Source organism: Nocardia iowensis, assembly GCF_019222765.1.
In the GTDB taxonomy this organism is placed as follows: domain Bacteria; phylum Actinomycetota; class Actinomycetes; order Mycobacteriales; family Mycobacteriaceae; genus Nocardia; species Nocardia iowensis.
Window position 1 is genome coordinate 4,568,791 of record NZ_CP078145.1, and the last position, 23,478, is coordinate 4,592,268.

Annotated in this window: 26 protein-coding genes; 16 read left to right on the top strand and 10 right to left on the bottom strand. The window is 66.8% G+C overall.

Annotation, left to right across the window (positions count from 1 at the left end; genetic code table 11):
* The first annotated feature begins 23 nt into the window (after positions 1–23).
* Positions 24–1,064: a chitinase gene (locus KV110_RS21080; RefSeq protein ID WP_246633879.1), complete on the top strand. Its 1,041-nt coding sequence runs from the start codon at positions 24–26 to the stop codon at positions 1,062–1,064.
* Positions 1,065–1,143: 79 nt separating this feature from the next.
* Here the strand turns inward: KV110_RS21080 and KV110_RS21085 are convergent, their stop codons facing one another.
* The 3 genes from KV110_RS21085 to KV110_RS21095 all read right to left on the bottom strand — a co-directional run bounded on the left by KV110_RS21085 (position 1,144) and on the right by KV110_RS21095 (position 3,619).
* Positions 1,144–1,935 (bottom strand): SDR family NAD(P)-dependent oxidoreductase, encoded by a 792-nt coding sequence (locus KV110_RS21085; protein WP_218469002.1) that lies wholly within the window; start codon positions 1,933–1,935, stop codon positions 1,144–1,146.
* 93 nt (positions 1,936–2,028) lie between these two features.
* Positions 2,029–2,607 (bottom strand): TetR/AcrR family transcriptional regulator, encoded by a 579-nt coding sequence (locus KV110_RS21090; protein ID WP_218469003.1) that lies wholly within the window; start codon positions 2,605–2,607, stop codon positions 2,029–2,031.
* A gap of 136 nt (positions 2,608–2,743) precedes the next feature.
* Entirely contained in the window at positions 2,744–3,619 is an 876-nt protein-coding gene (locus tag KV110_RS21095; RefSeq protein WP_246633880.1) for a LysR family transcriptional regulator, read from the bottom strand.
* A gap of 376 nt (positions 3,620–3,995) precedes the next feature.
* Here KV110_RS21095 and KV110_RS21100 point away from each other — a divergent pair, with 376 nt between their 5' ends.
* The 7 genes from KV110_RS21100 to KV110_RS21130 all read left to right on the top strand — a co-directional run bounded on the left by KV110_RS21100 (position 3,996) and on the right by KV110_RS21130 (position 9,912).
* The gene (locus tag KV110_RS21100) at positions 3,996–5,438 is read left to right on the top strand and encodes a form I ribulose bisphosphate carboxylase large subunit (RefSeq protein WP_218469004.1); all 1,443 of its coding nucleotides are present in this window, start codon (positions 3,996–3,998) and stop codon (positions 5,436–5,438) included.
* Positions 5,439–5,457: 19 nt separating this feature from the next.
* A complete protein-coding gene (locus KV110_RS21105; RefSeq protein ID WP_218469005.1) occupies positions 5,458–5,880 on the top strand; it encodes a ribulose bisphosphate carboxylase small subunit in 423 nt (140 codons plus the stop codon).
* A complete protein-coding gene (locus tag KV110_RS21110; RefSeq protein ID WP_218469006.1) occupies positions 5,870–6,880 on the top strand; it encodes an AAA family ATPase in 1,011 nt (336 codons plus the stop codon). The genes KV110_RS21105 and KV110_RS21110 overlap by 11 nt, the downstream gene beginning before the upstream one ends.
* 16 nt (positions 6,881–6,896) lie before the next feature.
* Positions 6,897–7,976, top strand: coding sequence for a class 1 fructose-bisphosphatase (locus tag KV110_RS21115; protein WP_218469007.1), 1,080 nt, complete (start codon positions 6,897–6,899; stop codon positions 7,974–7,976).
* 30 nt (positions 7,977–8,006) lie between these two features.
* The gene (locus tag KV110_RS21120) at positions 8,007–8,885 is read left to right on the top strand and encodes a phosphoribulokinase (protein WP_218469008.1); all 879 of its coding nucleotides are present in this window, start codon (positions 8,007–8,009) and stop codon (positions 8,883–8,885) included.
* 45 nt (positions 8,886–8,930) lie between these two features.
* Positions 8,931–9,353: an Hsp20/alpha crystallin family protein gene (locus KV110_RS21125; RefSeq protein WP_218469009.1), complete on the top strand. Its 423-nt coding sequence runs from the start codon at positions 8,931–8,933 to the stop codon at positions 9,351–9,353.
* A gap of 145 nt (positions 9,354–9,498) precedes the next feature.
* Positions 9,499–9,912: a nuclear transport factor 2 family protein gene (locus tag KV110_RS21130; protein WP_218469010.1), complete on the top strand. Its 414-nt coding sequence runs from the start codon at positions 9,499–9,501 to the stop codon at positions 9,910–9,912.
* Between the two features lie 80 nt (positions 9,913–9,992).
* Here KV110_RS21130 and dinB read toward each other — a convergent pair whose 3' ends face one another.
* Positions 9,993–11,225 (bottom strand): DNA polymerase IV, encoded by a 1,233-nt coding sequence (gene dinB, locus KV110_RS21135; protein WP_218469011.1) that lies wholly within the window; start codon positions 11,223–11,225, stop codon positions 9,993–9,995.
* 128 nt (positions 11,226–11,353) lie between these two features.
* Between dinB and KV110_RS21140 the strand changes: the two genes are divergently transcribed.
* Genes KV110_RS21140 through KV110_RS21155 form a run of 4 tightly spaced genes read left to right on the top strand, consistent with a single transcriptional unit; the run spans position 11,354 to position 15,265 of the window.
* Positions 11,354–11,758, top strand: coding sequence for a BlaI/MecI/CopY family transcriptional regulator (locus KV110_RS21140; RefSeq protein ID WP_281427662.1), 405 nt, complete (start codon positions 11,354–11,356; stop codon positions 11,756–11,758).
* Entirely contained in the window at positions 11,755–12,705 is a 951-nt protein-coding gene (locus tag KV110_RS21145) for a M56 family metallopeptidase (RefSeq protein ID WP_218469013.1), read from the top strand. The genes KV110_RS21140 and KV110_RS21145 overlap by 4 nt, the downstream gene beginning before the upstream one ends.
* A gap of 17 nt (positions 12,706–12,722) precedes the next feature.
* A complete protein-coding gene (locus KV110_RS21150) occupies positions 12,723–13,829 on the top strand; it encodes a winged helix DNA-binding domain-containing protein (protein ID WP_218469014.1) in 1,107 nt (368 codons plus the stop codon).
* 5 nt (positions 13,830–13,834) lie between these two features.
* Positions 13,835–15,265: an MFS transporter gene (locus tag KV110_RS21155; RefSeq protein ID WP_218469015.1), complete on the top strand. Its 1,431-nt coding sequence runs from the start codon at positions 13,835–13,837 to the stop codon at positions 15,263–15,265.
* On the opposite strand, the gene KV110_RS21160 is transcribed toward KV110_RS21155, so the two are convergent.
* The 4 genes from KV110_RS21160 to KV110_RS21170 form a co-directional block, all read right to left on the bottom strand.
* Positions 15,233–15,727: a glycine-rich domain-containing protein gene (locus KV110_RS21160; RefSeq protein WP_218469016.1), complete on the bottom strand. Its 495-nt coding sequence runs from the start codon at positions 15,725–15,727 to the stop codon at positions 15,233–15,235. The two genes, KV110_RS21155 and KV110_RS21160, sit on opposite strands and share 33 nt — an antisense overlap.
* Before the next feature lie 12 nt (positions 15,728–15,739).
* Positions 15,740–16,957, bottom strand: coding sequence for a hypothetical protein (locus KV110_RS21165; RefSeq protein ID WP_218469017.1), 1,218 nt, complete (start codon positions 16,955–16,957; stop codon positions 15,740–15,742).
* Positions 16,958–17,012: 55 nt separating this feature from the next.
* Positions 17,013–17,147 carry a hypothetical protein gene (locus KV110_RS41835; protein ID WP_281427663.1) on the bottom strand — a complete coding sequence of 45 codons (135 nt, stop codon included), beginning with the start codon at positions 17,145–17,147 and terminating at the stop codon, positions 17,013–17,015.
* A gap of 120 nt (positions 17,148–17,267) precedes the next feature.
* Entirely contained in the window at positions 17,268–18,053 is a 786-nt protein-coding gene (locus tag KV110_RS21170) for a dienelactone hydrolase family protein (RefSeq protein WP_343224199.1), read from the bottom strand.
* 55 nt (positions 18,054–18,108) lie between these two features.
* Between KV110_RS21170 and KV110_RS21175 the strand changes: the two genes are divergently transcribed.
* Positions 18,109–18,552: a MarR family winged helix-turn-helix transcriptional regulator gene (locus KV110_RS21175; protein ID WP_218469018.1), complete on the top strand. Its 444-nt coding sequence runs from the start codon at positions 18,109–18,111 to the stop codon at positions 18,550–18,552.
* 6 nt (positions 18,553–18,558) lie between these two features.
* Here KV110_RS21175 and KV110_RS21180 read toward each other — a convergent pair whose 3' ends face one another.
* Positions 18,559–19,500: a LysR family transcriptional regulator gene (locus KV110_RS21180; protein WP_218469019.1), complete on the bottom strand. Its 942-nt coding sequence runs from the start codon at positions 19,498–19,500 to the stop codon at positions 18,559–18,561.
* 133 nt (positions 19,501–19,633) lie between these two features.
* Here KV110_RS21180 and KV110_RS21185 point away from each other — a divergent pair, with 133 nt between their 5' ends.
* Positions 19,634–20,860, top strand: a complete 1,227-nt coding sequence (locus KV110_RS21185; RefSeq protein WP_218469020.1) for an MFS transporter — start codon at positions 19,634–19,636, stop codon at positions 20,858–20,860.
* On the opposite strand, the gene KV110_RS21190 is transcribed toward KV110_RS21185, so the two are convergent.
* Complete coding sequence (locus tag KV110_RS21190) at positions 20,833–21,582, bottom strand: TetR/AcrR family transcriptional regulator (protein WP_218469021.1); 750 nt, start codon at positions 21,580–21,582, stop codon at positions 20,833–20,835. The two genes, KV110_RS21185 and KV110_RS21190, sit on opposite strands and share 28 nt — an antisense overlap.
* A 103-nt stretch (positions 21,583–21,685) precedes the next feature.
* Here KV110_RS21190 and KV110_RS21195 point away from each other — a divergent pair, with 103 nt between their 5' ends.
* Both KV110_RS21195 and KV110_RS21200 read left to right on the top strand, forming a co-directional pair.
* A complete protein-coding gene (locus KV110_RS21195; RefSeq protein WP_218469022.1) occupies positions 21,686–22,645 on the top strand; it encodes an ATP-binding cassette domain-containing protein in 960 nt (319 codons plus the stop codon).
* Positions 22,645–23,469: an ABC transporter permease gene (locus tag KV110_RS21200; RefSeq protein WP_218469023.1), complete on the top strand. Its 825-nt coding sequence runs from the start codon at positions 22,645–22,647 to the stop codon at positions 23,467–23,469. Before KV110_RS21195 ends, KV110_RS21200 begins: the two co-directional genes overlap by 1 nt.
* The last annotated feature ends 9 nt before the right edge of the window (positions 23,470–23,478 follow it).

Below are 23,478 nucleotides of genomic sequence, written 5' to 3' on the forward strand. Positions count from 1 at the left end.
GCTCGGCACTCTTCGGATGCGTGATGGCAGTGTTAGCAATGATCGGCGCGATGGTGGTCGCGATCGCGCCGGAGGTGTCCGCGGCGCCGAACGACACGACCTGTCCGACCAAACCGCGTCCGGCAGGCAAAGTGCTGCAAGGGTATTGGGAGAATTGGGACGGCGCGGCCAACGGCGTCCACCCGGGCATGGGCTGGATCCCGATCACCGACGCACGTATCGCGGCGCACGGCTATAACGTCATCAACGCGGCGTTCCCGGTCATCGAATCGAACGGGACCGCGCGGTGGGAGGACGGGATGAGCCCGACCGTCAAGGTCGCGACCCCGGCGGAGATGTGCCAGGCCAAGGCGGCGGGCGCCACCATCCTGATGTCCATCGGCGGCGCGGCGGCCGGCATCGACCTCAGCTCCGCCGCGGTCGCCGACCGGTTCGTCGCGACCATCGTGCCGATCCTGAAGACATACAACTTCGACGGCGTCGACATCGACCTGGAGACCGGCCTCACCAACAGCGGTGACATCAAGAAGCTGTCGACCTCGCAGGCCAACCTGATCCGCATCATCGACGGCATCCTCGCGCAGATGCCCCCCGGTTTCGGCCTGACCATGGCGCCCGAGACCGCGTACGTCACCGGCGGCAGCGTCACCTACGGTTCGATCTGGGGCGCCTACCTGCCGATCATCAAGAAGTACGTGGACAACGGCCGGCTCTGGTGGCTCAACATGCAGTACTACAACGGCAGCATGTATGGCTGCTCCGGCGACTCCTACCAGGCCGGGACGGTCCAGGGGTTCGTCGCGCAGACCGATTGCCTGGCAAAGGGTCTGACCATACAGGGCACCACCATCACCGTCCCCTACGACAAGCAGGCCCCCGGCCTGCCCGCCCAGCCGGGCGCGGGCGGGGGTTACATGTCGCCCAGCCTGGTCGCGCAGGCCTGGAACCACTACGGCACCGGCTCCGCGAACGCCCTCAAGGGCCTGATGACCTGGTCCATCAACTGGGACGGCTCCCGCGGCTGGACCTTCGGCGACAACGTCAAGGCGCTGCAACGCCGTTAGCCAACTGACCCGTCGCACGGGGTTCCCCGCCGGCGGCCAGTTGGTCGAGAGGTAGCTGGCCGCTGGACGGTTCACCGCGTTAAACCGTCTTGATCACTCCGCCGTCGGCCAAATAGTCGGCGCCGGTGAGGTTTCCGGACCGAGGGGACGCCAGGAAGCTGACCAGTGCCGCGATTTCGGCTGGTTCGGTGAGTCGGCCGGTGGTGATGCCCATCTGGGTGGGGGCCTGGTCGAGGAACTCGTCGAGGGTCATCGAGTTCTGGGCGGCCACGTCGGCGGCGTATCCGTCGGGGGCCGACCAATTGCGGGTGCGGGTGGGCCCCGGAGAGACGGTGAGTGCCCGCAAGCCGTGCGCACCGAACTCTTCGGCGAGCGCCTTGGTGAGGTTGTTCAGCCCGGCTTTCGCGGTGCCGTAATCGACGGGGTGGTAGGCGGCGCGTGCGCCGATGGAGGAGATGTTGATGATCACCCCGCGCCGCCGGAGCAGACCGGGCAAGGCGTGACGGGTGACCCGGACGGTACTGAACAGGTTGAGGTCGTAGGTGCGCTGCCAGGCATCGTCGGCGATCTCGAGGAAGCCGCGGGCGTCGGCGCTGCCGGGGACGACCCCGCCGACATTGTTGATGAGGATATCGAGGTCGCCGAGGATCTCGGTGGCTCGTTCCACCAAGGCGGCGGCTCCGTCCGGGGTGGCCAAATCGACGGTCACCGCGGTGGACGGGCCGTCGAGCGCGCGCAGTTCCGGGGTGATAGTGCGTGCGGCGGCGACGACGCGCACGCCTTCGGCGATGAGTGCCCGGACGATTTCCAGGCCGATACCTTTGCTCGCCCCGGTGACGACGGCGGTCTTGCCTGCGAGTTGCAGATCCATGGCGTTCCCTTTCTTGAACTACAGTTACAAAATCAGGGCAACGTAATTGCCCTCTGCTGAACGTTTGCCTATCGAGTCGACGGGGGAGGTGAATTACAGCGCGCGCATTGCTGTTTCGGCCAGTGCGGCGAGGCGAGCCGGGTGAGGGTCGACTTTGGCGAGCACCCGCATACCGTTGATGGTGGCGAGCAAGAAGTCGGCTGCGGCCCGCGGATCGAGATCGGCGGCGAACTCCCGAGCACGCTGCCCCTCCTCGATGGCGCCCCGGAAGGCGTCGTGCTGGCGGTCGAAGATGCGGCGAACAAGTAGCGTGGCCGCCTCGTCATCGCCACCCAGCTCAACTGCGGCATTCGTGGCCAGGCAGCCGCGCCGGTCGGTGTCCGCGCAGGCTGCCTCGAGCACCAAGGTCAACGCGGCGTGCACCCGCTGTCGCGGCGAACCCGGCCCGTCGAGCAGATTGATCAACCGCGCTGTTTCTTGCGCCTGATACCGGCGCAGCGCCCGTTCGAACAAATCGTGCTTGCCCGTGAACGCGTTGTACAGGCTGCCCCGGCCGATGCCGATCGCGTCGACCAGGTTCTGGGGGGTGGTGCGGGCGTATCCCTTGCTCCAGAACACCTCCATCGCTTTGGCGACCGCGTCGTCGGGATCGAAGCTTTTTGTGCGTGCCACAAGGTCGACCGTAGCGATTCTGTAATCATAGGTCAAATATGGCGAAGGGCTCGCTCCAGATTTGTAGCCACTCGGCCAAAGGGTGTTGGGGTGAGATTCAGGTACGTCGAGCGGCGGGGCAGTTCGCTGGACGGGTTCAGGCGGGGTGGAAGGCGGCGGGGCCGACTTCGGTGGGGTCGGCGATGTGGGCGAGGAACAGGCGGGCGGTGGGGGTGGGGGTGCGGGTGGTGATGGCGTGCCAGGGGCGGTCGAGGGGCGTGCCGGTGACCGGAAGTATTTGCAGCAGACCGGATTCGAGATCCTGGGAGATGGCGTCGCTGTGGATCAGGGTGACGCCCAGTCCTGCTCGGGCGGCGGCCAGGACGGCGCCGTGACTGCCTAAGGTGAGGGTAGGTGGGTTGATTTCGAGTTCGTCGAGCAAGGCCAGGGTGGCGTCGCGGGTGCCGGAGCCGCGGCCGCGGAGCAGCCACGTGGCGTTCAGCGGGTCGGGGCTCTGATCGGCGGCGCCGACGACGACGAGACGGCTCGGTCTGCGGGCGCGGATGACCAGGCCGGTGTTGCGGGGTGGGCGGCCCGCGATGACGAGATCTGTTTCGTGGTGCTGCAATTCGAGAAACAGGACGTCGCGCGGATGCACGGACAGGCTCAGTTCGATGTCGGGGTAACGGTGGCGGAACGAGGCGAGTGGGCGCAGCAGCACGTATTCGCCCGCGGTGGCGACGACGCCGATGCGCAGCCGTCCGGTCTCGGCTTGCTGGACGGCGGCGTGGGCTTCCCGCATCAGTCCGAGTATGCTGCGGCAGTATTCGGCGTAGATCCGGCCGGCTTCGGTGAGTGCGATCCCGCGCCCGGATTTGGCGATCAGCTTGACGCCCAATTGTTTTTCGATGTGCGCGACGGCGGCGGAGACAGCTGCCTCGGTGATGTGCAGTTGGGTGGCGGCGCGGCGGATGCTGCTGAGCCGGGCGACCACCAGGAATGTTTCCATCCTGGCCGCACTGACCGCTCCCATCCGCCGACGGTAGCAAAACTTCGACCGCGACTCTGGTGCCAACGGAATTGACGTCCCCGCGCGGGCGGTGATCTGTGCAAACATCGGTGTTGTCGAGGTCAACCCGACTGCGGCGCGTGACTCCCCTTCCGCGTCGCGCTCGAACACCTCGGGGCGGTGCGCGCCCCGAGGTGTTCGCGGCGGGTCAGGAAGTTTTCCACTGCCCGGGGGTCTTCTTACCCCATTCCGCGAAGCACGAAACCTGACTATTCGGTTGAGTTTTCGCAGGAACAATCAAATTGTTTGTTGTGCACGCTGCCGTCATCCTGGAATTCGCAAGGCGCGCAATCCCTTCCCGGGCACGGGCGTCCCGCCGTAATGACTGCCAGGAGGAACGATGGCCGAAGAGACCGAGCGGGACCGGTGGGATCCGGGTGTTCAATCGTATGCGTCGATGGGATATTACGCGCCGGACTATCAGCCGTCGGATACCGATGTGCTGGCCGTTTTCCGGGTGACCCCGCAGCCGGGGGTGGATCCGATCGAGGCGGCGGCCGCAGTGGCGGGTGAATCGTCCACGGCGACGTGGACGGTGGTGTGGACCGACCGATTGACCGCGCACTCGAAGTATCAGGCCAAGTGCTACCGGGTCGACGAGGTACCGGGTCGGCCGGGTGAGTATTTCGCCTATGTCGCTTACGATCTCGACCTGTTCGAGGAGGGATCGATCACCAACCTGACATCCTCGGTCATCGGCAACGTGTTCGGTTTCAAGCCGCTGCTGGCATTGCGCTTGGAGGACATGCGGATTCCGGTCGCCTACGTGAAAACCTTCCAAGGCCCGCCGCACGGCACGGTGATGGAACGCGAATATCTGAACAAATACGGCAGGCCGCTGCTCGGTGCGACGGTGAAACCGAAACTCGGTCTGTCGGCCCGCAACTACGGCCGGGTGATCTATGAAGCGTGCAAGGGCGGCCTGGATTTCACCAAGGACGATGAGAACATCAATTCCCAGCCGTTCATGCGGTGGCGTGACCGCTACCTGTTCGCCATGGAGGGCGTCAACCGCGCCGTGGCCGACACCGGCGAGATCAAGGGCCATTATCTGAATGTCACCGCGGCGACCATGGAGGACATGTACGAGCGCGCCGAGTTCGCCAAGGAACTGGGCAGTGTCGTGATCATGATGGATCTGACCGTGGGATACACGGCCATGCAGTCGATGTCGCACTGGGCGCGGCGCAACGGGGTGCTGCTGCACCTGCACCGCGCCGGGCATTCCACCTTCACCCGGCAGAAGACGCACGGCGTGAGCTTCCGGGTGCTGGCCAAGTGGTGCAGGCTGATCGGCGTCGATCACGTGCACGCGGGCACGGTGGTCGGCAAGCTCGAGGGTGATCCGGCGACAACTAGGGGTTTCTATGACACGTTGCGGGAGAACCACATTCCCGCCAACCCGGGCAACGGCATCTTCTTCGACCAGCACTGGGCGAGCCTGCCGGGCGTGATGCCGGTGGCCTCCGGCGGTATCCACGCCGGTCAGATGCACCAACTGCTGGATCTTTTCGGCGACGACGTGGTCCTGCAGTTCGGTGGCGGCACCATCGGACACCCGCTGGGAATCGCGGCGGGGGCCGAGGCGAATCGGGTCGCGTTGGAAGCAGTTGTCAAGGCGCGCAACGAAGGTCGTGATCTGTTGAAGGAGGGCCCGGAGGTGTTGCGCAAGGCGGCCGAGATCTGCCGTCCGCTCGAGGTGGCGTTGGCGACCTGGGGCGATGTCACCTTCGAGTACACCTCCACCGACGCCCCTGACGCGGTGCCGACCGCGACCCGCTGAAATCCCTTGGAGCACCGCCATGTATCTGCGTCACGGAACTTTCTCCTATCTGCCGGAGCTCACCGATGCGGAGATCGCCGCCCAGGTGCGCTACGCGCTGCTCAACAGCTGGCCGGTGTCGATCGAATACACCGACGACCCGCATCCCCGTAACGCCTACTGGGAGATGTGGGGGCTGCCGCTGTTCGATCTGGACGAGCCCGACGGTGTGCTCGCCGAGATCAATGCCTGCCGGGCGACCTTTCCCCGCCACTACGTCCGGGTGCTGGCCTACGACGCCCGCTTCGGCAGGCAGACCACGGCGCTGAGTTTCCTGGTGCAGCGCCCGGCCGACGAACCCGGTTTCGGCCTGACCCGCCTGGAGGGGCCGGATCGCCAGCAGAAGTACGGCCTGCACTCCTACGCTACCGACAAACGCCAGGGGCAGCGGTATGGCGGCTGAGGCCAACGGTTTCCGACTGCACCGCCCCGGCACCGGGGACGGCAGGCCGGTGCGTGCCGAGCCTGCCGAGGACGCGGTCGAGATCCTGGATGATGGTGCGCTGCTGGATCTTTCGACAGATATCGCGGGCAACGACGTCGAGGACACGTTGACCAGGCTCGACGCCGAACTCGTCGGCCTGGCGAATGTGAAGCGCCGGGTGCGGGAGATCGCCGCGCTGCTGCTCATCGATCGGGCCCGGCAACGGTTCGGCTTGAGCGCGTCCCGGCCCACCATGCACATGAGCTTCACCGGCGGGCCTGGCACCGGCAAAACGACCGTGGCGCTGCGGATGGCGGAGATGCTGCACGCACTGGGTTACATTCGAAAGCCCAAGGTGCACACCGTCACCCGTGACGATCTGGTCGGACAGTTCATCGGGCACACCGCGCCGAAGACCAAGGAGGCGCTGGCCAAGGCGGCGGGCGGGGTGCTGTTCATCGATGAGGCCTACTACCTGTTCCGCCCGGAGAACGAGCGGGACTACGGGCAGGAGGTGATCGAAATCCTGTTGCAGGAGATGGAAAGTGAGCGGGCCAGCCTGGTGGTGATCTTCGCGGGCTATCCGGATCGGATGGAGCGCTTCTTCTCCGCCAATCCGGGCCTGTCCTCACGGGTCGCCCACCATCTCGAGTTCGCCGACTACACCCACGCCGAACTGCTCGGCATCGCCGAACTCATGGTGGCGCGGGAGAACTTCCGCTTCGACGAACCCGCGCAGGCCGCCTTCGCCGAATACCTGGCATTGCGGATGACCAGGCCGCGGTTCTCCAACGCGCGCAGCGTGCGCAACGCACTGGACCGGTGCCGACTGCGGCAGGCAAAACGGCTGGTGGAACTGCGGCGACCACTGACCAAGACCGACCTGATCACGCTGACCGACCAGGATGTCTACGGCAGCAGCGTGTTCACCGACAGCACCGAACCGCGGGACGGGCCAAGCGCGCGGGCCCCGGCGTGACGAGATCGAGACGCCCATGCCAGAAGGACTGAAGACGCTCACCCGCTACACGATCGAGGAGGAACACCGGCACCCCGGATCGTCCGGTGAGTTCTCCGCCCTGGTGAATGTGGTGGCGACCGCGACGAAAATCATCGCCAACCAGGTGACCAGGGGCGCCATCGTCGGCTCGCTCGGCGCCTCGGAGCCGGACAATCTGCCGCCGACGGTGCACCGCAAGCTCGACGCCATCGCCAACGACATCATGGTGGCCGAGACCCAGTGGACCGGGCATCTGTCGGCACTGTTGTCGGAGCAGATGCCGACCATTCATCCGGTGCCCGACGCACACCGGCGCGGGAAGTACCTGCTGGCCTTCGATCCGCTGGACGGATCCTCCAATATCGACGTAAATCTGCCCGTCGGAACGATATTCAGCGTGCTGCGGTCACCGGAGCGCGACGACGGCGCGCCTGCCGCCGAGGACTTCCTGCAACGCGGTGTGCGCCAGGTGTGTGCCGGATTCACGCTGTACGGGCCCGCGACGATGCTGGTGCTCACCACCGGCAGTGGCGTCGACGGGTTCACCCTGGATCGGGAGATCGGCGCGTTCGTGCTCACCCATCCGCGGATGCGGATCCCGGATGACACCTCGGGTTTCGCGATCAACGCCGCCAACGAGCGGTTCTGGGAGCGGCCGGTGCGCAGGTATGTGCACGAATGCCTCGACGGTGTTGAGGGGCCGCGCGGGCGCGACTTCAATATGCGCTGGGTCGCGTCGCTGGTCGCGGACACCTTCCACATTCTGACCCGCGGCGGGGTCTATCTGTATCCGCACGACAACCGTCCGCCGGTGCGGCCGGGGCGGGTGTCGTTGCTCTATGGCGCCAACCCGGTCGCGTTCATCGTCGAGCAGGCGGGTGGGTGGGCGAGCACCGGTGGCGAGCGGGTGCTCGAGGTGCCGCCCGAGCACGTGCATCACCAGGTGCCGTTGATCTTCGGCTCGCGCAACGAGGTCGAGCGGATCGAGCGCTACCACCGCGAGCCCGAGGCCGGGCCCAGCTTCGACAGTTCGTTGTTCGGGTCCCGGTCGCTGTTTCGTCCGGCGCCGCACTGAGTTCTGTTGTCCGGTAATCGAGGAGGTGTCATGTCGGTCAAGCATCCCGTCGTCGCGATCACCGGATCCTCCGGTGCGGGAACGACCAGCGTCACCAGGACCTTTCAGGAGATATTTCGGCGTGAGGGGATCAATGCGGTTGTCGTGGAGGGGGATTCGTTCCACCGGTACGACCGCAACGAGATGAAGCTCGCGATGGCCGAGGCCGAACAGCATCGCAACCTCACCTTCTCGCATTTCGGGGAGGAGGCGAATCTGCTCGCGGAGCTGGAGACGTTGTTCCGCGAGTACGGTGAGACCGGGGTCGGTTCGGTGCGCAGATACCTGCACGACGAGTTCGAGGCCAAGCCTTACGGGCAGCCCGCGGGCACGTTCACGCCGTGGGAGGATCTGGCACCCGGCAGTGATCTGCTGTTCTACGAGGGACTGCACGGTGCCGCGGTGACCGACAGCGTGAATGTCGCGCGGTATGCGGATCTGCTGGTCGGCGTGGTGCCGATCGTCAACCTCGAATGGATCCAGAAGGTGATCCGGGACAAGACCGAGCGCGGGTACTCCAGCGAGGCGGTCATCGATACGATCCTGCGCCGGATGCCCGACTACGTGAAATACATCTGCCCGCAGTTCTCGCACACCTATGTCAACTTCCAGCGGGTGCCGACCGTGGACACGTCGAACCCGTTCATCGCCCGCAGCATTCCGACCGCCGACGAGAGTTTCGTCGTCATTCGCTTCGCCGATCCGAAGGTGATCGACTTCCCGTACCTGCTGTCGATGCTGCACGACTCGTTCATGTCGCGTCCGAATTGCATCGTGGTGCCCGGCGGCAAGATGGAGTTGGCCATGCAGCTCATCTTCACGCCGCTGATCCTGCGCCTGATGGACAAGCGACCCAAACGATCTCGCTGATTTCGGTACAATTGTCCTGGTCAGCAGCCGACTTCAGGAGGAATCATGAGTCAGCTTCCTGTGTCACAGCAGTCCCGTTCGCCCCTGGCCGGTATCGGCGATTTCGTGCGCAAGTTGGTGCCGTTCGTCGGCTCGGGGTCGGGTAGCAACCTGCGGGTGGAGGAGACGCCGGACGACGACCACTATCACGTGGTGCGTGCGGAGATTCCCGGGATCGATCCGGACAAAGACCTCGAGGTCTCCGTGCACGATGGGCGACTGACGATCAAAGCCGAGCGCAGTGAGCGGCGTTCGGAGGGCGGGTACTCGGAGTTCCGCTACGGATCGTTCATGCGCACCGTCGCACTGCCGGTCGGCGCCCGCGACGACGACATCGCCGCGACCTATGCGAACGGGATCCTCACCGTGCGCATCCGGATGGGCGAATCCAGCAGCACCGCCCGCAAGATCCCGGTGAAGATGGAATAGGGCGGGGCTCAGCACCTCCGCCGGCGACCGCCCGTCGGCGGAGGTCGTCCTGTGCCGTCATGCCCGTCAGCTGGCACGCAACGGTGATTCTGGGTTACGCTCGCGTCAGACCCTATTCAACTAGTTGCATATGCGAGGTGCTGGCATGACCACGTTCCGTGAAGCCGTCGAGAACCGGGATTTCGACGCGCTCGAGTCGCTGCTCGCCGACGACGTCGTGTTCACCAGCCCCGTCGCTTTCAAGCCCTATCCGGGCAAGCCCATCACCGCCGCCATCCTGCGCGGCGTCATGCGCGTCTTCGAGGACTTCCATTACCTGCGCGAAATCGTCGACGCCGACGGCCGCGACCACGCCCTCGTCTTCGAAGCCACCGTCAACGGCAAAACCGTGAACGGGTGCGACTTCCTGCACTTCGACGACAACGGCAAAATCGACACCTTCACCGTCATGGTCCGCCCCCTCTCCGCCGCCCAAGCCCTCGCCGAAGCCATGGGCGCCCAGTTCCCCCGCATCCAGGAAGAAGCCTTGGCCGCCGCGCAGGGGCAGTCCGCTTCCTAGGCATCGGGTTGATCGAATCAACCTCCGACAATGTTCTTTTCGAGGCCGACACACCTCGGACGCGATTGCGATCGGCCGAATCAGTCCGGGAGGAGGGGGACGGAGAGGCCTTCGCCTCGGGTGAGGAGGGCGGCTCGGGTGATGGCGGTGGAGCCGAAGCGGTGACGGAGGGTGTCGAGGGTGGCGTCGAGGGTGTTGGTGGCGCGGGGGGTGAAGGGGAGGGTTAGTTGGTAGGGGGTGGCGTCGGTGAGGTTGGTGAGGGCTAGGCCGATGAGGGTCAGGCCGCGTTCTTCGATGGTGGGCATGGCGGTGGCGAGGAGGGTGCGGGCGGCGTGGAGGAGGGTTTCGGTGTGGTCGGTGGGTTCGGGCAGGGTGTGCGAGCGGGTGGCTCGGGTGAAGTCGTCGAAACGCATGCGTAGCACGACTGTTCGGCTGATTCGGTCGGCGGCGCGGAGGCGGCGGCCCAGGCGGTCGGTGAGGCCGTGCAGGTAGGCCTCGATTTCGTCGGGTGGGTGGGGTTTGCGGCCGATGGCGCGTTGGGCGCCGATGGAGCGGCGGCGCACGCCGGTTTCGACGCGACGCGGGTCGCGCGCCCAGGACAGGGCGTAGAGGTGGCGGGCGGCCGCAGGGCCGAGGATCGCGCGCAGCGGGCTTTCGCCGAGGTCGGCGAGCTGGCCGACCCGGGTGATGCCGTGGTCGTGCAGGGTGCGGGCGGTGACTTCGCCGACGCCCCAAAGTCTTTCGATCGGCAGCGGGTGCAGGAAGTCGAGCTCGCCGTCGGGTGCGACGAAGCGAAGGCCGTCGGGTTTGGCGACGGCACTGGCGACCTTGGCGAGGAATTTGGTGCGAGCGATGCCTACCGAGATGGGCAGCCCGACCTGATCGCGCACCGTGGCGCGCAGTCGCTCGGCGATCCCGATCGGCTCACCCGCGATCCGGCGCAGCCCGCCGACATCGAGGAACGCCTCATCGATCGACACGCCCTCGACCACGGGCGTGGTGTTGTGAAAGACCTCGAATACCGCCTTGCTCGCCTCCGCGTAGGCCGACATGCGCGGCGGCACAACGATCGCGTGCGGGCACAGCCGCCGCGCCTGCCCGCCGTTCATCGGCGTGCGCACCCCGAACGCCTTGGCCTCATAACTGGCCGCGAGCACCACACCGCCGCCGACGATCACCGGCTTGCCGCGCAACCGCGGATTGTCGCGCTGCTCGACCGAGGCATAAAACGAATCGAGGTCGGCATGCAGGATGGACGACTCGGCCCGCGCCACTATCCGCGGACGGGAGGCGAGTGCGTCGGACACGAACATATGTTCGCATGGCCCACCGACATCCGCCGAGCAACCGGCCAAATCTACGGCTTGACTACGTAGCAATCCGGACTAACCGGTACGCTGACCCGACAGCACGGCACGTTCAGGATGAGGGAGTCGGTACGTTGCGCGGATTTGGAGACCTGGAGGCGGTGATCATGGACCGCATCTGGGATCGGGACGCGGAGGACACCACGGTTCGCGAAATCTTCGACGAACTGTCCGCGCAACGCGACATCGCCTACACCACCGTCATGTCCACCATGGACAATCTGCACCGCAAGGGTTGGCTGGCGCGCGAGCGCTCCGGCAAGGCATACCGGTACTGGCCGACGCTGACCCGCGAGGAGCACAGCGCCCGGCTCATGCTGGAGGCGCTCGGTGCGGGCGGGCGTTCCGATCTGGTGCTCAGCCACTTCGTCGACCGGATCAGCGCCGAGGAATCCGCCGGTCTGCGTGCCGCGCTACGCAGGCTCACCGCCCGCAAGACGCCCGGCGCGCTACCGGGCGCCGAGAACGCCACGCCGTGACGCTGGCGATCGCGTTGATGCTCTACGGCAGCACGGTGGCCACGCTCGGCCCGCCGGTGCTGACCCGGCTGACCCGGCGCGGCAACGCCCCGCGGCTCGGCATCATCGCCTGGGTCGTCGCGATCATCGGCGCGCTCGGCGCGTGGGCGGCGGCCGCGACCATGCTGACCGTCGAGTTCGCCACCTACTGGGGACATCCGCACGAGGCGCTGCGCGCCTGCTTCGCGATCATGTGGACCCCGATCCACGAGGACGGCAGCGGCGCGACCAAGGCCGCCACCTTCGCGGTCGGCGCGCTGGTCGCCACCTGCACCGCCGCGGTGGTGGCGCGGGCGGTCGCGGTGGTGCGGGATATGCGCAGACGCACCCACGCGCACGCGACGGCGCTGCGACTGGTCGGGCGCCGGGTGCCCGGTCTCGGCGCGCTGGTGCTGGATTCGCCGCAGCGCCAAGCCTATTGCGTGCCGGGACGCCCCGACACCATCGTCGTCACCAGCGCCGCCCTCGACGCGCTGGCACCGGACCAGCTCGCCGCGGTCCTGGCCCACGAACGCGCCCACTTGTCCGGCAGGCACGCCCCGCTGACCGCAGTATTGCGCGCGATCGCGACCACGCTGCCCGGTCTGCGCCTGGCCACCGCGGGCGCCGCGGAAATTACCCGGCTACTGGAGATGTGTGCCGATGACAAGGCGGCCGACAAGCACGGGTCCGAACCATTGCTCGGCGGGTTGCTGGCGATCCTCGGCGTTTCCGGGGCGGTACCGGCGGGCGCGCTGGGCGCCGCGGGGACGGCGGTGCTGGCCAGGGCCGAGCGGCTGGTGGACCCGGTGAGCCCGATCCGGCGGGCGACCACGCGCACCGCGCTGCTCGGGGTGATCGCGACAACGGTGACCGGATTGGCGGTGGCCGCGGCTACGGTAGCGTTCTGCAGCGCTGTGCTCGGCTGAAGATCGAAGGGGGACCCGTGCGCCTTACCTGGGACCAGGTTTTCGCGTGGCGGCTGCGGCGCCAGTACGTCACCTCGGGCGCGGCGAGCGTGTCCGAAATCGTCGGCCGGTTGGGCGGGGTGCAGGCACAGGTCACCTCGGCCGCGGAACTGGCGGTGGCGCTGCGTAGTTCGGCGCCGGCGCCGGGTGCGCTGGTGCGCGAATTGACCGAGGGCACGCTGATCAAGACGTGGGCGATGCGCGGCACGCTGCACGCACTCACCCCCGAACTCGCCGCGGCCTGCCTTGCGCTACTCGCCTCGGCCCGCACCTGGGAAAAGCCGGTGTGGCAACGCAACTACGGCGCGTCACCCGAGGAGGTCGCGGCACTGACCGAGCAGGTACGCCACCTCCTCGACGGCGCCACGCTCACCCGCGAGGAACTCGTCGACGCGCTGACCGCAGACGCCGCCTTCCATCGACTCGGCGAGCAGCTGCGCTCCGGCTGGGGTGCGCTGCTCAAACCTCTTGCCTGGCAAGGCGCGATCTGCCACGGACCGTCGCGCGGCAGCAAAATTACCTTCGCCGCACCGGCGCGGCAGGTCAGAGACTGGCCCGGCCTGCCGGAACCCGACGCCGCCGCACCGTTGGCGATCACCGCCTACCTGGGGGCATACGGCCCGGGCACCCCGGAGACGTTCGACGCCTGGCTCAGTCGCGGCAGCCTGCGCAAAACCGTGCTGCGCCGGTGGTTTTCGGAGCTGGGGGACACGCTGACCGAGGTCGAGGTGGAAGGTCGGACCGGCTATCTGCTGAGCGAACACGTCGACGAACTGGCCGCGACCGAGCCGACGAAGTCGGTGCACCTGCTGGGCGCCTTCGACCAGTACGTCCTGGGCCCCGGCACGAAGGACACCGCATTGCTGCCGCAGGAGCACCGGGCGAAGGTGAGCCGAACCGCGGGCTGGATCTCACCGATCGTCGTCGTCGCCGGACGCATCGTCGGCACCTGGGAGCTCATCGACGACACGGTGCACATCACCATGTTCGATGGTGCGCCGTTGCCGAAGAACGGTCTCGATGCGGCACTCGACAACCTCGCCGCGGCCCTGGGATCGGCCACCCCGCACGTGCGGGCACGGTGACCGTGGTGGGCAGATATTTGCCGAGCATGCGCACCCGGAATTCGTTGTCCCCGCCCGATGATCGAGAGTTGCGCACGCCAGGCATCTTCCTGATCCTCGCGTGTGCGTTCGTTCCGATGATGGACACGTTCATCGCCGGTGTGGCACTACCCGGTATCCGGCGCGACTTCGGCATCGCGCAGGGGTCGGCGCTGCTGAGTCTGGTGCTGGTCGGTTATCTCGCCGGATTCGGGTCGCTGCTGATCCTCGGCGGTCGCGTCGGTGACCGCTTCGGGCGTCGCCGGGTGCTGTGGGTGGCGGTAGCCGGATTCCTTGTCACCTCGGCGATCTGCGGTGCGGCACCCACTTTCGAGGTACTGGTCGGCGGCCGAATACTGCAGGGCGCCAGCGCGGGGTTCGTGATGCCCCAGGTGCTGGGCTTGGTCACGGCCCGTGCCGGGCAGCGCCGGGAGCGCGCGATCAGCTGGTATTCGTCGATGAGTGGCATCTCCGCGCTGATCGGGCTCATCGGTGGTAGCGCGCTGCTCGACGTTATCGGTGGCGATGCGTGGCGGTGGCTGTTCATCATCAACATTCCGGTCGGCATCGTCGCGTTGATTCTGCTGCCACGCATGGTGCCGGACACCGAACCGAATCTCGCGCAATACATCGATGGTCGCGGCGGTGCGCTGTTGTCGCTGACGGTGCTGTCGTTCTTGTTCACAGTGTCGTTGTCGTCGATCCTCGGTCCCGCGGTGCTCGCCTTGGCCGTGCTGACGGTTGTCGTCGGCTCGGCGTGGCTGTCGCAGCAACGGCGCCGTGCGGGCACGACCAAGCCCGCGGTGATCCCGCAGGGCATGTTCGCCAACCCCGACCTGCGGTGGGCCCTTGTCCTGATGTTGCCCTTCTTCGCCGGTGCCGGGGGATTTCTTTACGCGCTGCCGCAAACGTTGCAAGAGGGTCTGGGGCATTCACCGCTGCTCGCGGGCGCGTTGACCGCGCCGATGGCACTGGGGTTCCTGGTTTCGTCGTTCGCGGTCCCGCGGATACGTGGCCGGCTCGGTGTCGGCGCGATCGCGCTGGGCGCGTCGGTGCAAGGTGCGGGTCTGGCGGGCATGGCTGTCGCGGTGACGGTCGCGAGTTCCCCGCTCATGTGCGTGGCGATGTTGTTGATCGGCACCGGGCAGGGCATCACCCTCGGCGCGATGAACGCGCACCTGTTGGCGCTGGTCCCCGCCGAGCTGGCGGGCATGGGTGGTGGTGTGCTGCTCACCGCGCAACAGGTCTCGATCGCCACGGGCACAGCCGTTCTGGGGACCGTGTTCGGTGTGGTCGTGCAGTCGTCGGGGCATCGCACCGCGATGGTGGTGGTACTCGTCGTGCAGGTGCTGCTGGCGGCGATCGTGATCATCGCCAGTCTTCGATCAGCTGCCGGTCGGCGCGTCGGCGGGCGCTAGCGACGAGATCTCGCTGAGGCTGTAACCCATCTCTTCGTGCAGGAAGCGCACCATCGTCCACCATCTGCCGCCGTCGGCGTCGAACTCGCCGAATCTGCGGCTGTAGAACGGAATCCACCGCAGGAATTGCTCGATCATGGCCTCGCGCGAGGGCTGCTGCTGTCCGTAGTCGTCGTAGGAGATCGACCGGTGATGGATGAAATAGCCACCGGGGAGCCGGTTCTCGCAGAGGTCGACATACTCCCGGGTCTGCAGGATGAGGTAGTGCCAGACTTCATCGATCGCCTGCTCGACCGGGAGGAACAGTCCGCTGAGTTCATCGCGGTGCGCGGAGACCAGCGTCAGGTACCGCACCGCCTCGCGGACCTGGACGCGGGCGGTGGGCTCATCGACCTGATTGTGCTGTCGCACATAGCGGACCGTCTCCTCGTACAGGTCGCCGAGAATCTGCTGTTCGGTCATCCGCGAGCTCCTTCATCGAACCAGCCAGGCGTACTTGCCGGACTTGCCGATCGGAATGTGGGTATGGTGCGCGACGGTGACGGTCGATCCGGTCAATTTCGTTGCCGCGTCGGCCAATTCGTCGGCGCGAGCACGATCGAGTGCCGCGCCGTCGAAGGTGGTGTAGGCCAGCCGCGACTGGGAACCGTCGACGCGCAGTTGATAAACGAACACCTGTGGGCTGATCTCGGCGATGACATCGTCGAGCTCGGCCTGCGAGGTGATGGCGGTGTCGGTGACGAGCAGTTCCTTCTCGCGGCCGCAGAAGCGCACGATCTGGCGGGGATCCGACGATCCGTCCCGGGTGTGCACGCAGTCGCCGGTGTTGTACCGGATCAACGGCATGTAGGGGTTGCGGATACTCGACACGACCAGGCTGTGAATGCCACGGCTGCCGGAAATCGGCTGGAGCTCGACTTCCATCTCACCGAGGTGCGGGTGGTAGCGGCCCCGCGTATCGCCGTAATACAGATATCCGAGCTCGGTGCTACCGAACAGCTCGATCACCGGGCATTCGAGCCGTTCGGCGAGGAAACGCCGGACATTGCGCGGAGTGAATTCGTAGCCGTGGATCGCGCTGACCGGCTGCGCGAGCCGGTCGCCTGCCGCCATCAGCAGATAGGCCGCATGGTAGGACGAGCAATCGAGATGATAACGGCCGTCACCTCTTTCGGTGCGCACCGCATCGATCTCCGCCAGCATCCGATCGACGGCCGCCGGAGTCCAGCGTGCCGGATCCAGCTCCTGATTGACATACACGGTCCGGTCGTCGAGCCACCGCCGTGCGATATCGGCCGGCGTGCCACCCTTGGCTTCGTTGATCCGTGCCACGTGATCGGTCGCCAACCGGGTGGTGACGGAGATGCGCGGGACACCGGCGGCGAAAGTGTCACCGATCTCCGGGTGGTCCCGCCATACCGCGTAGTAGGTCTTCAGCAGAAACAGTGGCGGCCGGATCAGTTGCATGCGGGCATGATTCGTTCCGGTAGACCAGACGTACTGTGCGGCACCGGATTCCAGGGCAGCGTTAACCCGCGGCGTCAGGAACGAATCCGGGAACGATTCGGCGAGATCGGATTTCGTGATGATCGGGAAAGAATTCGCCGCCGCGTGCTCCCGGTAGAAGGGGATGTCGCGGATCGCGTCGACGAAGTCGCTCGGCAGGGGGCGCGTGACGGGAGTGTTGGCCATGATGTCCGGGGCATCCGGGCCGGGCCTGGAACGCGACTCGGCCCGGAGACCGCGACTAGGAGATGCAGCCCGCCTTGGAGATACAGCCTGCCTTGGAAATGCAGCCGTCCTTGGTCCCGGATTCGGAGTTGGCGGCTACCCACTTGTCCCAGTTGACGTCTTGAGCGAGGGTCTTGATCAGATCGTTCATGGTGTATCCCTTTCGATCGACATAACCTGGCCGCCTGCCATGGTAAAGGCTCAGTAAAGCCCTGTCCTGCCCTGTGATCGCTGTCACTGCGCTGCCGACCCGCCTGCGCAGTCCAGAGCTTCAGCTTTTGGTCAGGGTGCGGCCGAGGAGGGGGAGTAGCCGATCCCAGTGGCGCTGTAGCGCGGCGGGGTTGAAGGCATCGGTGTCGGACATGGTGAATCCATGGACGGTGTCGGGATAGATCTCGCAGGTGTAGCGGACGCCCGCGGCATCGAGGGCCTGCTCGAGCTCGCCGATGGCCTCGGGTGACATGTCGCCCTCGGCGAGGCCGAGGTGGACTTCGGCGGTGAGGTCGGAGACGAGGCGGTGCGGGCTGTCGGGTGCGTCGGTGACCAGGAAGGCGGGGTGGAATCCGGCGACGGCGGCCACCCGGCCGGGGTGGGCCGCCGCGGTGCGCATCGCCAGCAGGCCGCCGATGCAGTAGCCGATCACGGCCACCGGTCCGGCACTGACCTCGGGCTGGGTGGTGAGGAATTCGAGGTAGGCGTCGGCGTCGCGCAGGATGCGTTCGGTGGTGTGCGCCTGGATCAAGGGCATCAACTGAGCGGTGATCGCGGGTCGGGCCGTTTCTCGGATGTGCTCGGGAAGGTCGACCACCGGTGCCGCGCCGTGCCGGTACAAGAGATTGGGGACGAGCACGTAGTACCCGTGCTCGGCCAGTTCGCGGGCCATGCGCTCCAGCACTGGCCGCGGGCCGAAGGCGTCCGGGTACAGCAGCACCGCCGGGTGCCGCTGGCCATCGTCGGGGAAGGCGGCGAAAGCGTCGGCCCGGCCGTCGGGGGTGGGAATCTGGAGTGTCTTGCTGGGAATGGTGGATCCTCTTTCGTTAGTGCGGTGAACGTTTATTGGACTAACAAATTAGATCGTTAGTCGCACTAACGCAAGTGGGTATGCTCTGTGTATGACCACACCGGCACCCCGATTGCGCGCGCTGCCCAGTCGGCTGTTGAGTCAGGCTGCGGCGCATGGCGATCGGCTGGTGTCGACCGGCCTCGCCCGCATCGGCGCGCGCAAGTGGCACTACGCGGTACTGGCCACGTTGGCCGAGTGGGGGCCGTCCAGCCAAGCCGAGCTGAGCCGGCGTACCGGCATCTACCGCAGTGACATGGTCGCGGTGCTCAACGAACTCGAACGCGACGGCTACGCCGAACGCGTCCCCGATCCCGACGACCAGCGGCGCAACGTCATCACGCTGACCGAATCGGGCACCGTGCGGCTGCGTGAACTCGATGTCGTGCTGACCGGCCTGCAAAACGAACTCCTCACCCCGCTTACCGCGACACAACGCAAGCAGCTGGCTGCGCTGCTGACCAAGCTCGTCGACCACCACAGCGCGAATTCCTGACGGCACCTAACTATCCGGTGTTTTCGCGTAACCGGAACCCCAGGTGTCTCCGTCCGCGCTGTCGTGTTGCCGGGATCGGAGGTAGTTACGGAGCGTGGTGAGGGCGGGGTGCGGATTGTCGCTGCGCCAGATCAGCGAGTGCGGGTAAACCGGGGTCGGGTGACGCACGGGAATGCGTCGCAGATCGTAGTGTGCGGGCCACAGGAGCCGAGCCTGCTCGCCGACGAGGGTCACCACCGTCGAGGAATCGGCGATCACGTCCAGCAGTGCCTCGGTGCCGAAATTGGGGCCGGTGGCGTCGATGGTGAGCCCGAATGCGGCGGCGAGTTCGGCGTAGTAGGCGGCCCATTCGGTTCCGGTGGCGATGCCGGGCATCCAAATCCGTTGTCCGGCAAGCTCGGTGAGCGTGACGGCCGGGGCGGTGGCGAACCTGTGGTTCGGTCCGGTGAGCAGGTAGTGGGCTTCGTCGAGAACGGGAACGGTCTCGATGCCGTCCGGGAGCTGCCGGACGGGCATGGTGACGGCGCGGAAGGAGGCATCGACCTCGCCGGAGCGGACGGCGGCGATCGCCTCGTCGGCCTGGAGCAGAGCGACGATGTCCAGCTCGATCTCGGGATAGGCCCGGTGGAAGTCGCGCATCAGATGTGCCGGTGCGATCCGCCGGCCGATCACGTCGACGCGCAACGCGCGGCGGCCGGGTCGCACGGACGCGGCTGCTCGCTCCGCGGCCCGCAGCAGATCGCGGGCATGGGGCAGGAACGCCTGCCCGTCGACGGTGAGTCGGACGCCGCGCGCGGTGCGGGTGAATAGGCGCACCCCGAGCTGTTTCTCCAGGGCGGCAATGCGTTTGGAGACGCCCTGCTGGGTGATCGACAGCTGCACCGCCGCTTCTTGGAACTGGCCCGCGTCGGCGACGGCGGCGAAGGTGCGTACGGCATCGAGATCCACGCGATAGACCTTAGCCGCACAACTGATCGTTGTGGCTCGCCGGTGAGACGGTTGTTTGATCAGCAGTCGAGCCGCTTGTTTGGATATCGCTGGTCAACGTCGGGTTGTTCGATCGAGTTTTGCGAGGCTGGGCATGAGTGCGGGCGGATCGCTGGGACACCAGTTCGGGTGGCTGTGGGCCGCGTACGCGGTGAGCACGTTCGGCACCTGGCTGGCGTTCGATGCGTTCGCGCTCATCGCGATTCTGGTACTGCACGCCGGGCCCGCCGAGGTATCGGCGCTGGCCGCCGCGGGACTGGCGGTGGGTGCGGCGCTGGCGGTGCCACTGGGCCCGTGGGTGGAGTTCCGGCACAAGCAGCCGGTCATGATCGGGATGGACCTGACCCGATTCGTGGCGTTGGCCAGTGTTCCTGTCGCGTACGTGCTGGGCTGGCTGAGCTTCGGTCAGCTCCTGGTCGTGTCGGTGGTCGTCGCCGCGGCGGGCAACGCATTCGCCGCGGCGAGCGGCGCGTTCCTCAAGACGCTCGTTCCGTCCTCGGATCTGCTCGTCGCCAACGGTCGATTCGAGGCGACCAGGTGGACCGCCACCGCGCTCGGACCGCCGCTCGGCACGGCCGCGATCGGGCTGTTCGGCCCGGTGACGGCCGTGGTGGCCGATGCGCTCAGCTTCCTGCTCTCCGCAATGGGGATCCGCGCGATCGGCGCCGACGAGCAACCTCCCGTGCGCACCGCTGAATCACGGTTGCGCGCAGGCGATTTGCTCGACGGGTGGCGCTACATCCTGACCCACCCGACGCTGCGCCCGTTGTTCTGCAACGCGATCCTGGTCAACGGCTTGATCATGGCGAGCTCGCCGCTGGTCGCCGTCCTCATGCTCGCCCACCTCGGGTTCGCGCCATGGCAGTACGGCATCGCATTCGGCGCGCCCTGCCTCGGTGGCCTGATGGGTGCACGGCTGGCCCGCCGATTCGTCGCCCGGTTCGGACAGCACAACGTACTGCGCACCGTCGGGACGCTGCGCGCGGTCTGGCCGCTCGGGTTGGCCTTCGTCGGCCCCGGCGCCGCCGGGCTCGTGCTCGTCCTTGCCGTTCAGTTCGGCCTGGTCACCTGCATGGGCGTGTTCAACCCGGTGTTCGCCACGGTCCGGCTCGATCAGGTGCCGGTCGAGCGAGCCGCCCGCACGCTGTCGGCGTGGTCGATCAGCAGCAACGCCACCATCGCCGCCATGACCGCCCTGTGGGGACTGCTGGCAGCCATCACCGGCCTGCGCATCGCGATCGCGATCGCGGGCCTGCTCATCCTGGCGACTCCGCTGTTACTTCCCCGGCGCCCCTACTTCGTATCCCGTTGCGCGACATAATGTTCGAGTCCGTCGAGAATGCGTTGCAGGCCGAAGCCGAAGTGGTCGAAGCCCCGATCGAAGGAGTCCTCGGCCAGTGAGGCCATCACCGGGTAGCGGCCGCTGGCCAGTGCCCGCTCCAGGACGGGGTACTGGGCCGCCCAGAATTCGTCATCGGTCAGGCCCGTCTTGCGTTCCACCTCTTCCTGATACAGCTGTGTGCGAGCGACCCCGTCGACGTAGCCGCTGATCATGATGACCACCGAGACGAGCTCGCGATCGGGCAAGCCCATCGGCCGGATCCGGGACAGCATCACCTCCATCCCTTCGACCGCGCTCGGGCCGAGCACGGGGCGAGCCTGATTCACCTGGAGTAGCCAGGGGTGGCGGCGGTTGAGTTCGAGTTGCTCGTAGGCCATCGTCTCGAGCGCGCCCCGCCAGCCGTCGCCGCGTACGGGCTCACCGGTCGGGCGTTGCACCCGATCCAGCATCACCCCGAGCAGTTCGGCCTTGCCGGGAACGTAGCGGTACAGCGACATGGTGCCGGTGCCAAGCTGGGTGGCGACCCGGCGCATGGTGACCGCGTCGAGCCCCTCGCTGTCGGCCACCTCGATCGCCGCCTCCGCGATCCGATCCAAGGTCAGGCCGGGCTTCGGCCCTCGACTCGGGCGCGGACCGGAATCCCACAGCAGCGCGAGGGTGCGCGTGATCTGACCGCTTCCGCTGGCCTCCGTGCTCGTCATGATGGCCAGAATAATCGCTTGGCCAAAGAACTGGGTACGTTGTACTCTTATTCGGGTACAACGTACCCAGTTTCGGGTGCAGGTTCGATTCGGAGGGTGATTAGTGAACGATTACGCGGTCTTCGCCGAGGGGCTCGAGAAGAGATACGGGGACAAGCGCGCCCTCGACGGGTTCGATCTGACCGTGCGGCGCGGCACGGTGCATGGTCTGCTCGGACCGAACGGCGCGGGCAAGACCACGGCGGTGCGCATCCTGTCCACCCTGATCCGGCTCGATCGCGGCTCCGCCACCGTGGCCGGGCTCGACGTGGCCAAGCAGCCCAGGCAGGTCCGCGCGCGGATCGGACTCACCGGCCAGTACGCGGCGGTCGACGAGGTGCTGACCGGCAGGCAGAACCTGGAGATGTTCGGCAGGCTCTTTCATCTGGGCAATGCCGAGGCCAAGCGGCGGGCGCGCGAACTGCTGGACCGGTTCGACCTCACCGACGCCGGCGACAAGGGGGTCGGCAAGTACAGCGGCGGCATGCGGCGCAGGCTGGACCTGGCGGCGTCGATGATCCTCGCCCCCGACGTGCTGTTCCTCGACGAACCGACCACCGGCCTGGATCCGCGCAGCCGCGGCGAGGTGTGGGATTCGGTGCGGGCCTTGGTCGCCGACGGCACCACGGTGCTGCTCACCACCCAGTATCTGGAGGAGGCAGACAAACTCGCGTCCAGGATCACGGTGATCGATCACGGACGCTCGATCGCCGACGACACCCCCGACGGGTTGAAGAACACGATCGGGGCCGACCTGATCGAGGTCGTCGCGGTGGATGCGATCGACCTGCCCGCGGTCGCCAAGGTGGTGGCCCGGGTCTGCGTGGGCGAACCCGATATCGACGAGGTGGAGCGGCGCGTGCACGCACCCGTCACCGATCGCGTGGCCGCCCTCACCGAGGTGGCGCGCACCCTGCAGGACGAAGGCGTCAATGTCGAGGACATCGGGCTGCGCAGGCCCAGTCTCGACGACGTCTTCCTGCACCTGACCGGACACCGCACGAGCACGGAGGAAGCGGCCTGATGACCACCATGGATCTCACCCCGGCGAAGACCCGATCCCGCGTCTACTGGACGCTCATGGATTGCTGGAATGTGGTGCGGCGCGGGCTGACCCACTATCAGCGCCAACCGGTGAACATCGCCTGGCAGCTCGGCTTCCCGATCCTGTCGGTGCTGCTGTACGGGTATGTGTTCGGCAGCGCGATGACCGTGCCCGGCGGCGGCGACTATCGGGACTTCCTGATGCCAGGCATGTTCGCGATGACGATGGCCTTCGGCTTCATCAATACCGCGACGCTGGTCGTGCACGACGCCACCAAGGGCGTCATCGACCGGTTCCGTTCGATGCCGATGTCCCCGTCGGCGGTGGTGTCGGGGCGCGGTGTCACCGATCTGATCGTCGCCTGCGCCGAGTTGACGATCCTGATGCTCACCGCGCTGGCCATCGGCTGGCGGCCCGACGGTGGCATCCTCGGCGGTCTCGCGGCGTTCGGTTTGCTGCTGTGGCTGCGGTTCGCGCTGATCTGGGTCGGCGTGTGGCTCGGGCTGATGGTGCCGAACCCGGAGGCGGCGGGCGGCCTGTTCGCGGTGGCGTTCCCGCTGACGATGATCTCGAGCATTTTCGTTGCGCCCCAACTGATGCCGAGCTGGCTGGGGGCGATCGCGTCGTGGAATCCGATCTCGTCCACGGTCGCGGCGTCGCGCGAGTTGTTCGGCACACCGGTCGGCAGCGGGGACACCTGGATCGAGCAGCACGCGCTGCTGATGGCGCTGGCGTGGCCGCTGATCCTCACGGTGGTCTTTCTGCCGCTGGCGGTGCGCCGCTTCCAGCGACTGAGCCGGTGAGCTCGCCGG

Excerpts from the sequence above, each read along its gene's own strand:
- KV110_RS21080 (WP_246633879.1), top strand. The coding sequence starts at position 24 with ATGGCAGTGTTAGCAATGATCGGCGCGATGGTGGTCGCGATCGCGCCG.
- KV110_RS21085 (WP_218469002.1), bottom strand. The coding sequence starts at position 1,935 with ATGGATCTGCAACTCGCAGGCAAGACCGCCGTCGTCACCGGGGCGAGC.
- KV110_RS21095 (WP_246633880.1), bottom strand. The coding sequence starts at position 3,619 with ATGGGAGCGGTCAGTGCGGCCAGGATGGAAACATTCCTGGTGGTCGCC.
- KV110_RS21100 (WP_218469004.1), top strand. The coding sequence starts at position 3,996 with ATGGCCGAAGAGACCGAGCGGGACCGGTGGGATCCGGGTGTTCAATCG.
- KV110_RS21105 (WP_218469005.1), top strand. The coding sequence starts at position 5,458 with ATGTATCTGCGTCACGGAACTTTCTCCTATCTGCCGGAGCTCACCGAT.
- KV110_RS21110 (WP_218469006.1), top strand. The coding sequence starts at position 5,870 with ATGGCGGCTGAGGCCAACGGTTTCCGACTGCACCGCCCCGGCACCGGG.
- KV110_RS21115 (WP_218469007.1), top strand. The coding sequence starts at position 6,897 with ATGCCAGAAGGACTGAAGACGCTCACCCGCTACACGATCGAGGAGGAA.
- KV110_RS21120 (WP_218469008.1), top strand. The coding sequence starts at position 8,007 with ATGTCGGTCAAGCATCCCGTCGTCGCGATCACCGGATCCTCCGGTGCG.
- KV110_RS21125 (WP_218469009.1), top strand. The coding sequence starts at position 8,931 with ATGAGTCAGCTTCCTGTGTCACAGCAGTCCCGTTCGCCCCTGGCCGGT.
- KV110_RS21130 (WP_218469010.1), top strand. The coding sequence starts at position 9,499 with ATGACCACGTTCCGTGAAGCCGTCGAGAACCGGGATTTCGACGCGCTC.
- dinB (WP_218469011.1), bottom strand. The coding sequence starts at position 11,225 with ATGTTCGTGTCCGACGCACTCGCCTCCCGTCCGCGGATAGTGGCGCGG.
- KV110_RS21160 (WP_218469016.1), bottom strand. The coding sequence starts at position 15,727 with ATGACCGAACAGCAGATTCTCGGCGACCTGTACGAGGAGACGGTCCGC.
- KV110_RS21165 (WP_218469017.1), bottom strand. The coding sequence starts at position 16,957 with ATGGCCAACACTCCCGTCACGCGCCCCCTGCCGAGCGACTTCGTCGAC.
- KV110_RS41835 (WP_281427663.1), bottom strand. The coding sequence starts at position 17,147 with ATGAACGATCTGATCAAGACCCTCGCTCAAGACGTCAACTGGGACAAG.
- KV110_RS21175 (WP_218469018.1), top strand. The coding sequence starts at position 18,109 with ATGACCACACCGGCACCCCGATTGCGCGCGCTGCCCAGTCGGCTGTTG.
- KV110_RS21185 (WP_218469020.1), top strand. The coding sequence starts at position 19,634 with ATGAGTGCGGGCGGATCGCTGGGACACCAGTTCGGGTGGCTGTGGGCC.
- KV110_RS21190 (WP_218469021.1), bottom strand. The coding sequence starts at position 21,582 with ATGACGAGCACGGAGGCCAGCGGAAGCGGTCAGATCACGCGCACCCTC.
- KV110_RS21200 (WP_218469023.1), top strand. The coding sequence starts at position 22,645 with ATGACCACCATGGATCTCACCCCGGCGAAGACCCGATCCCGCGTCTAC.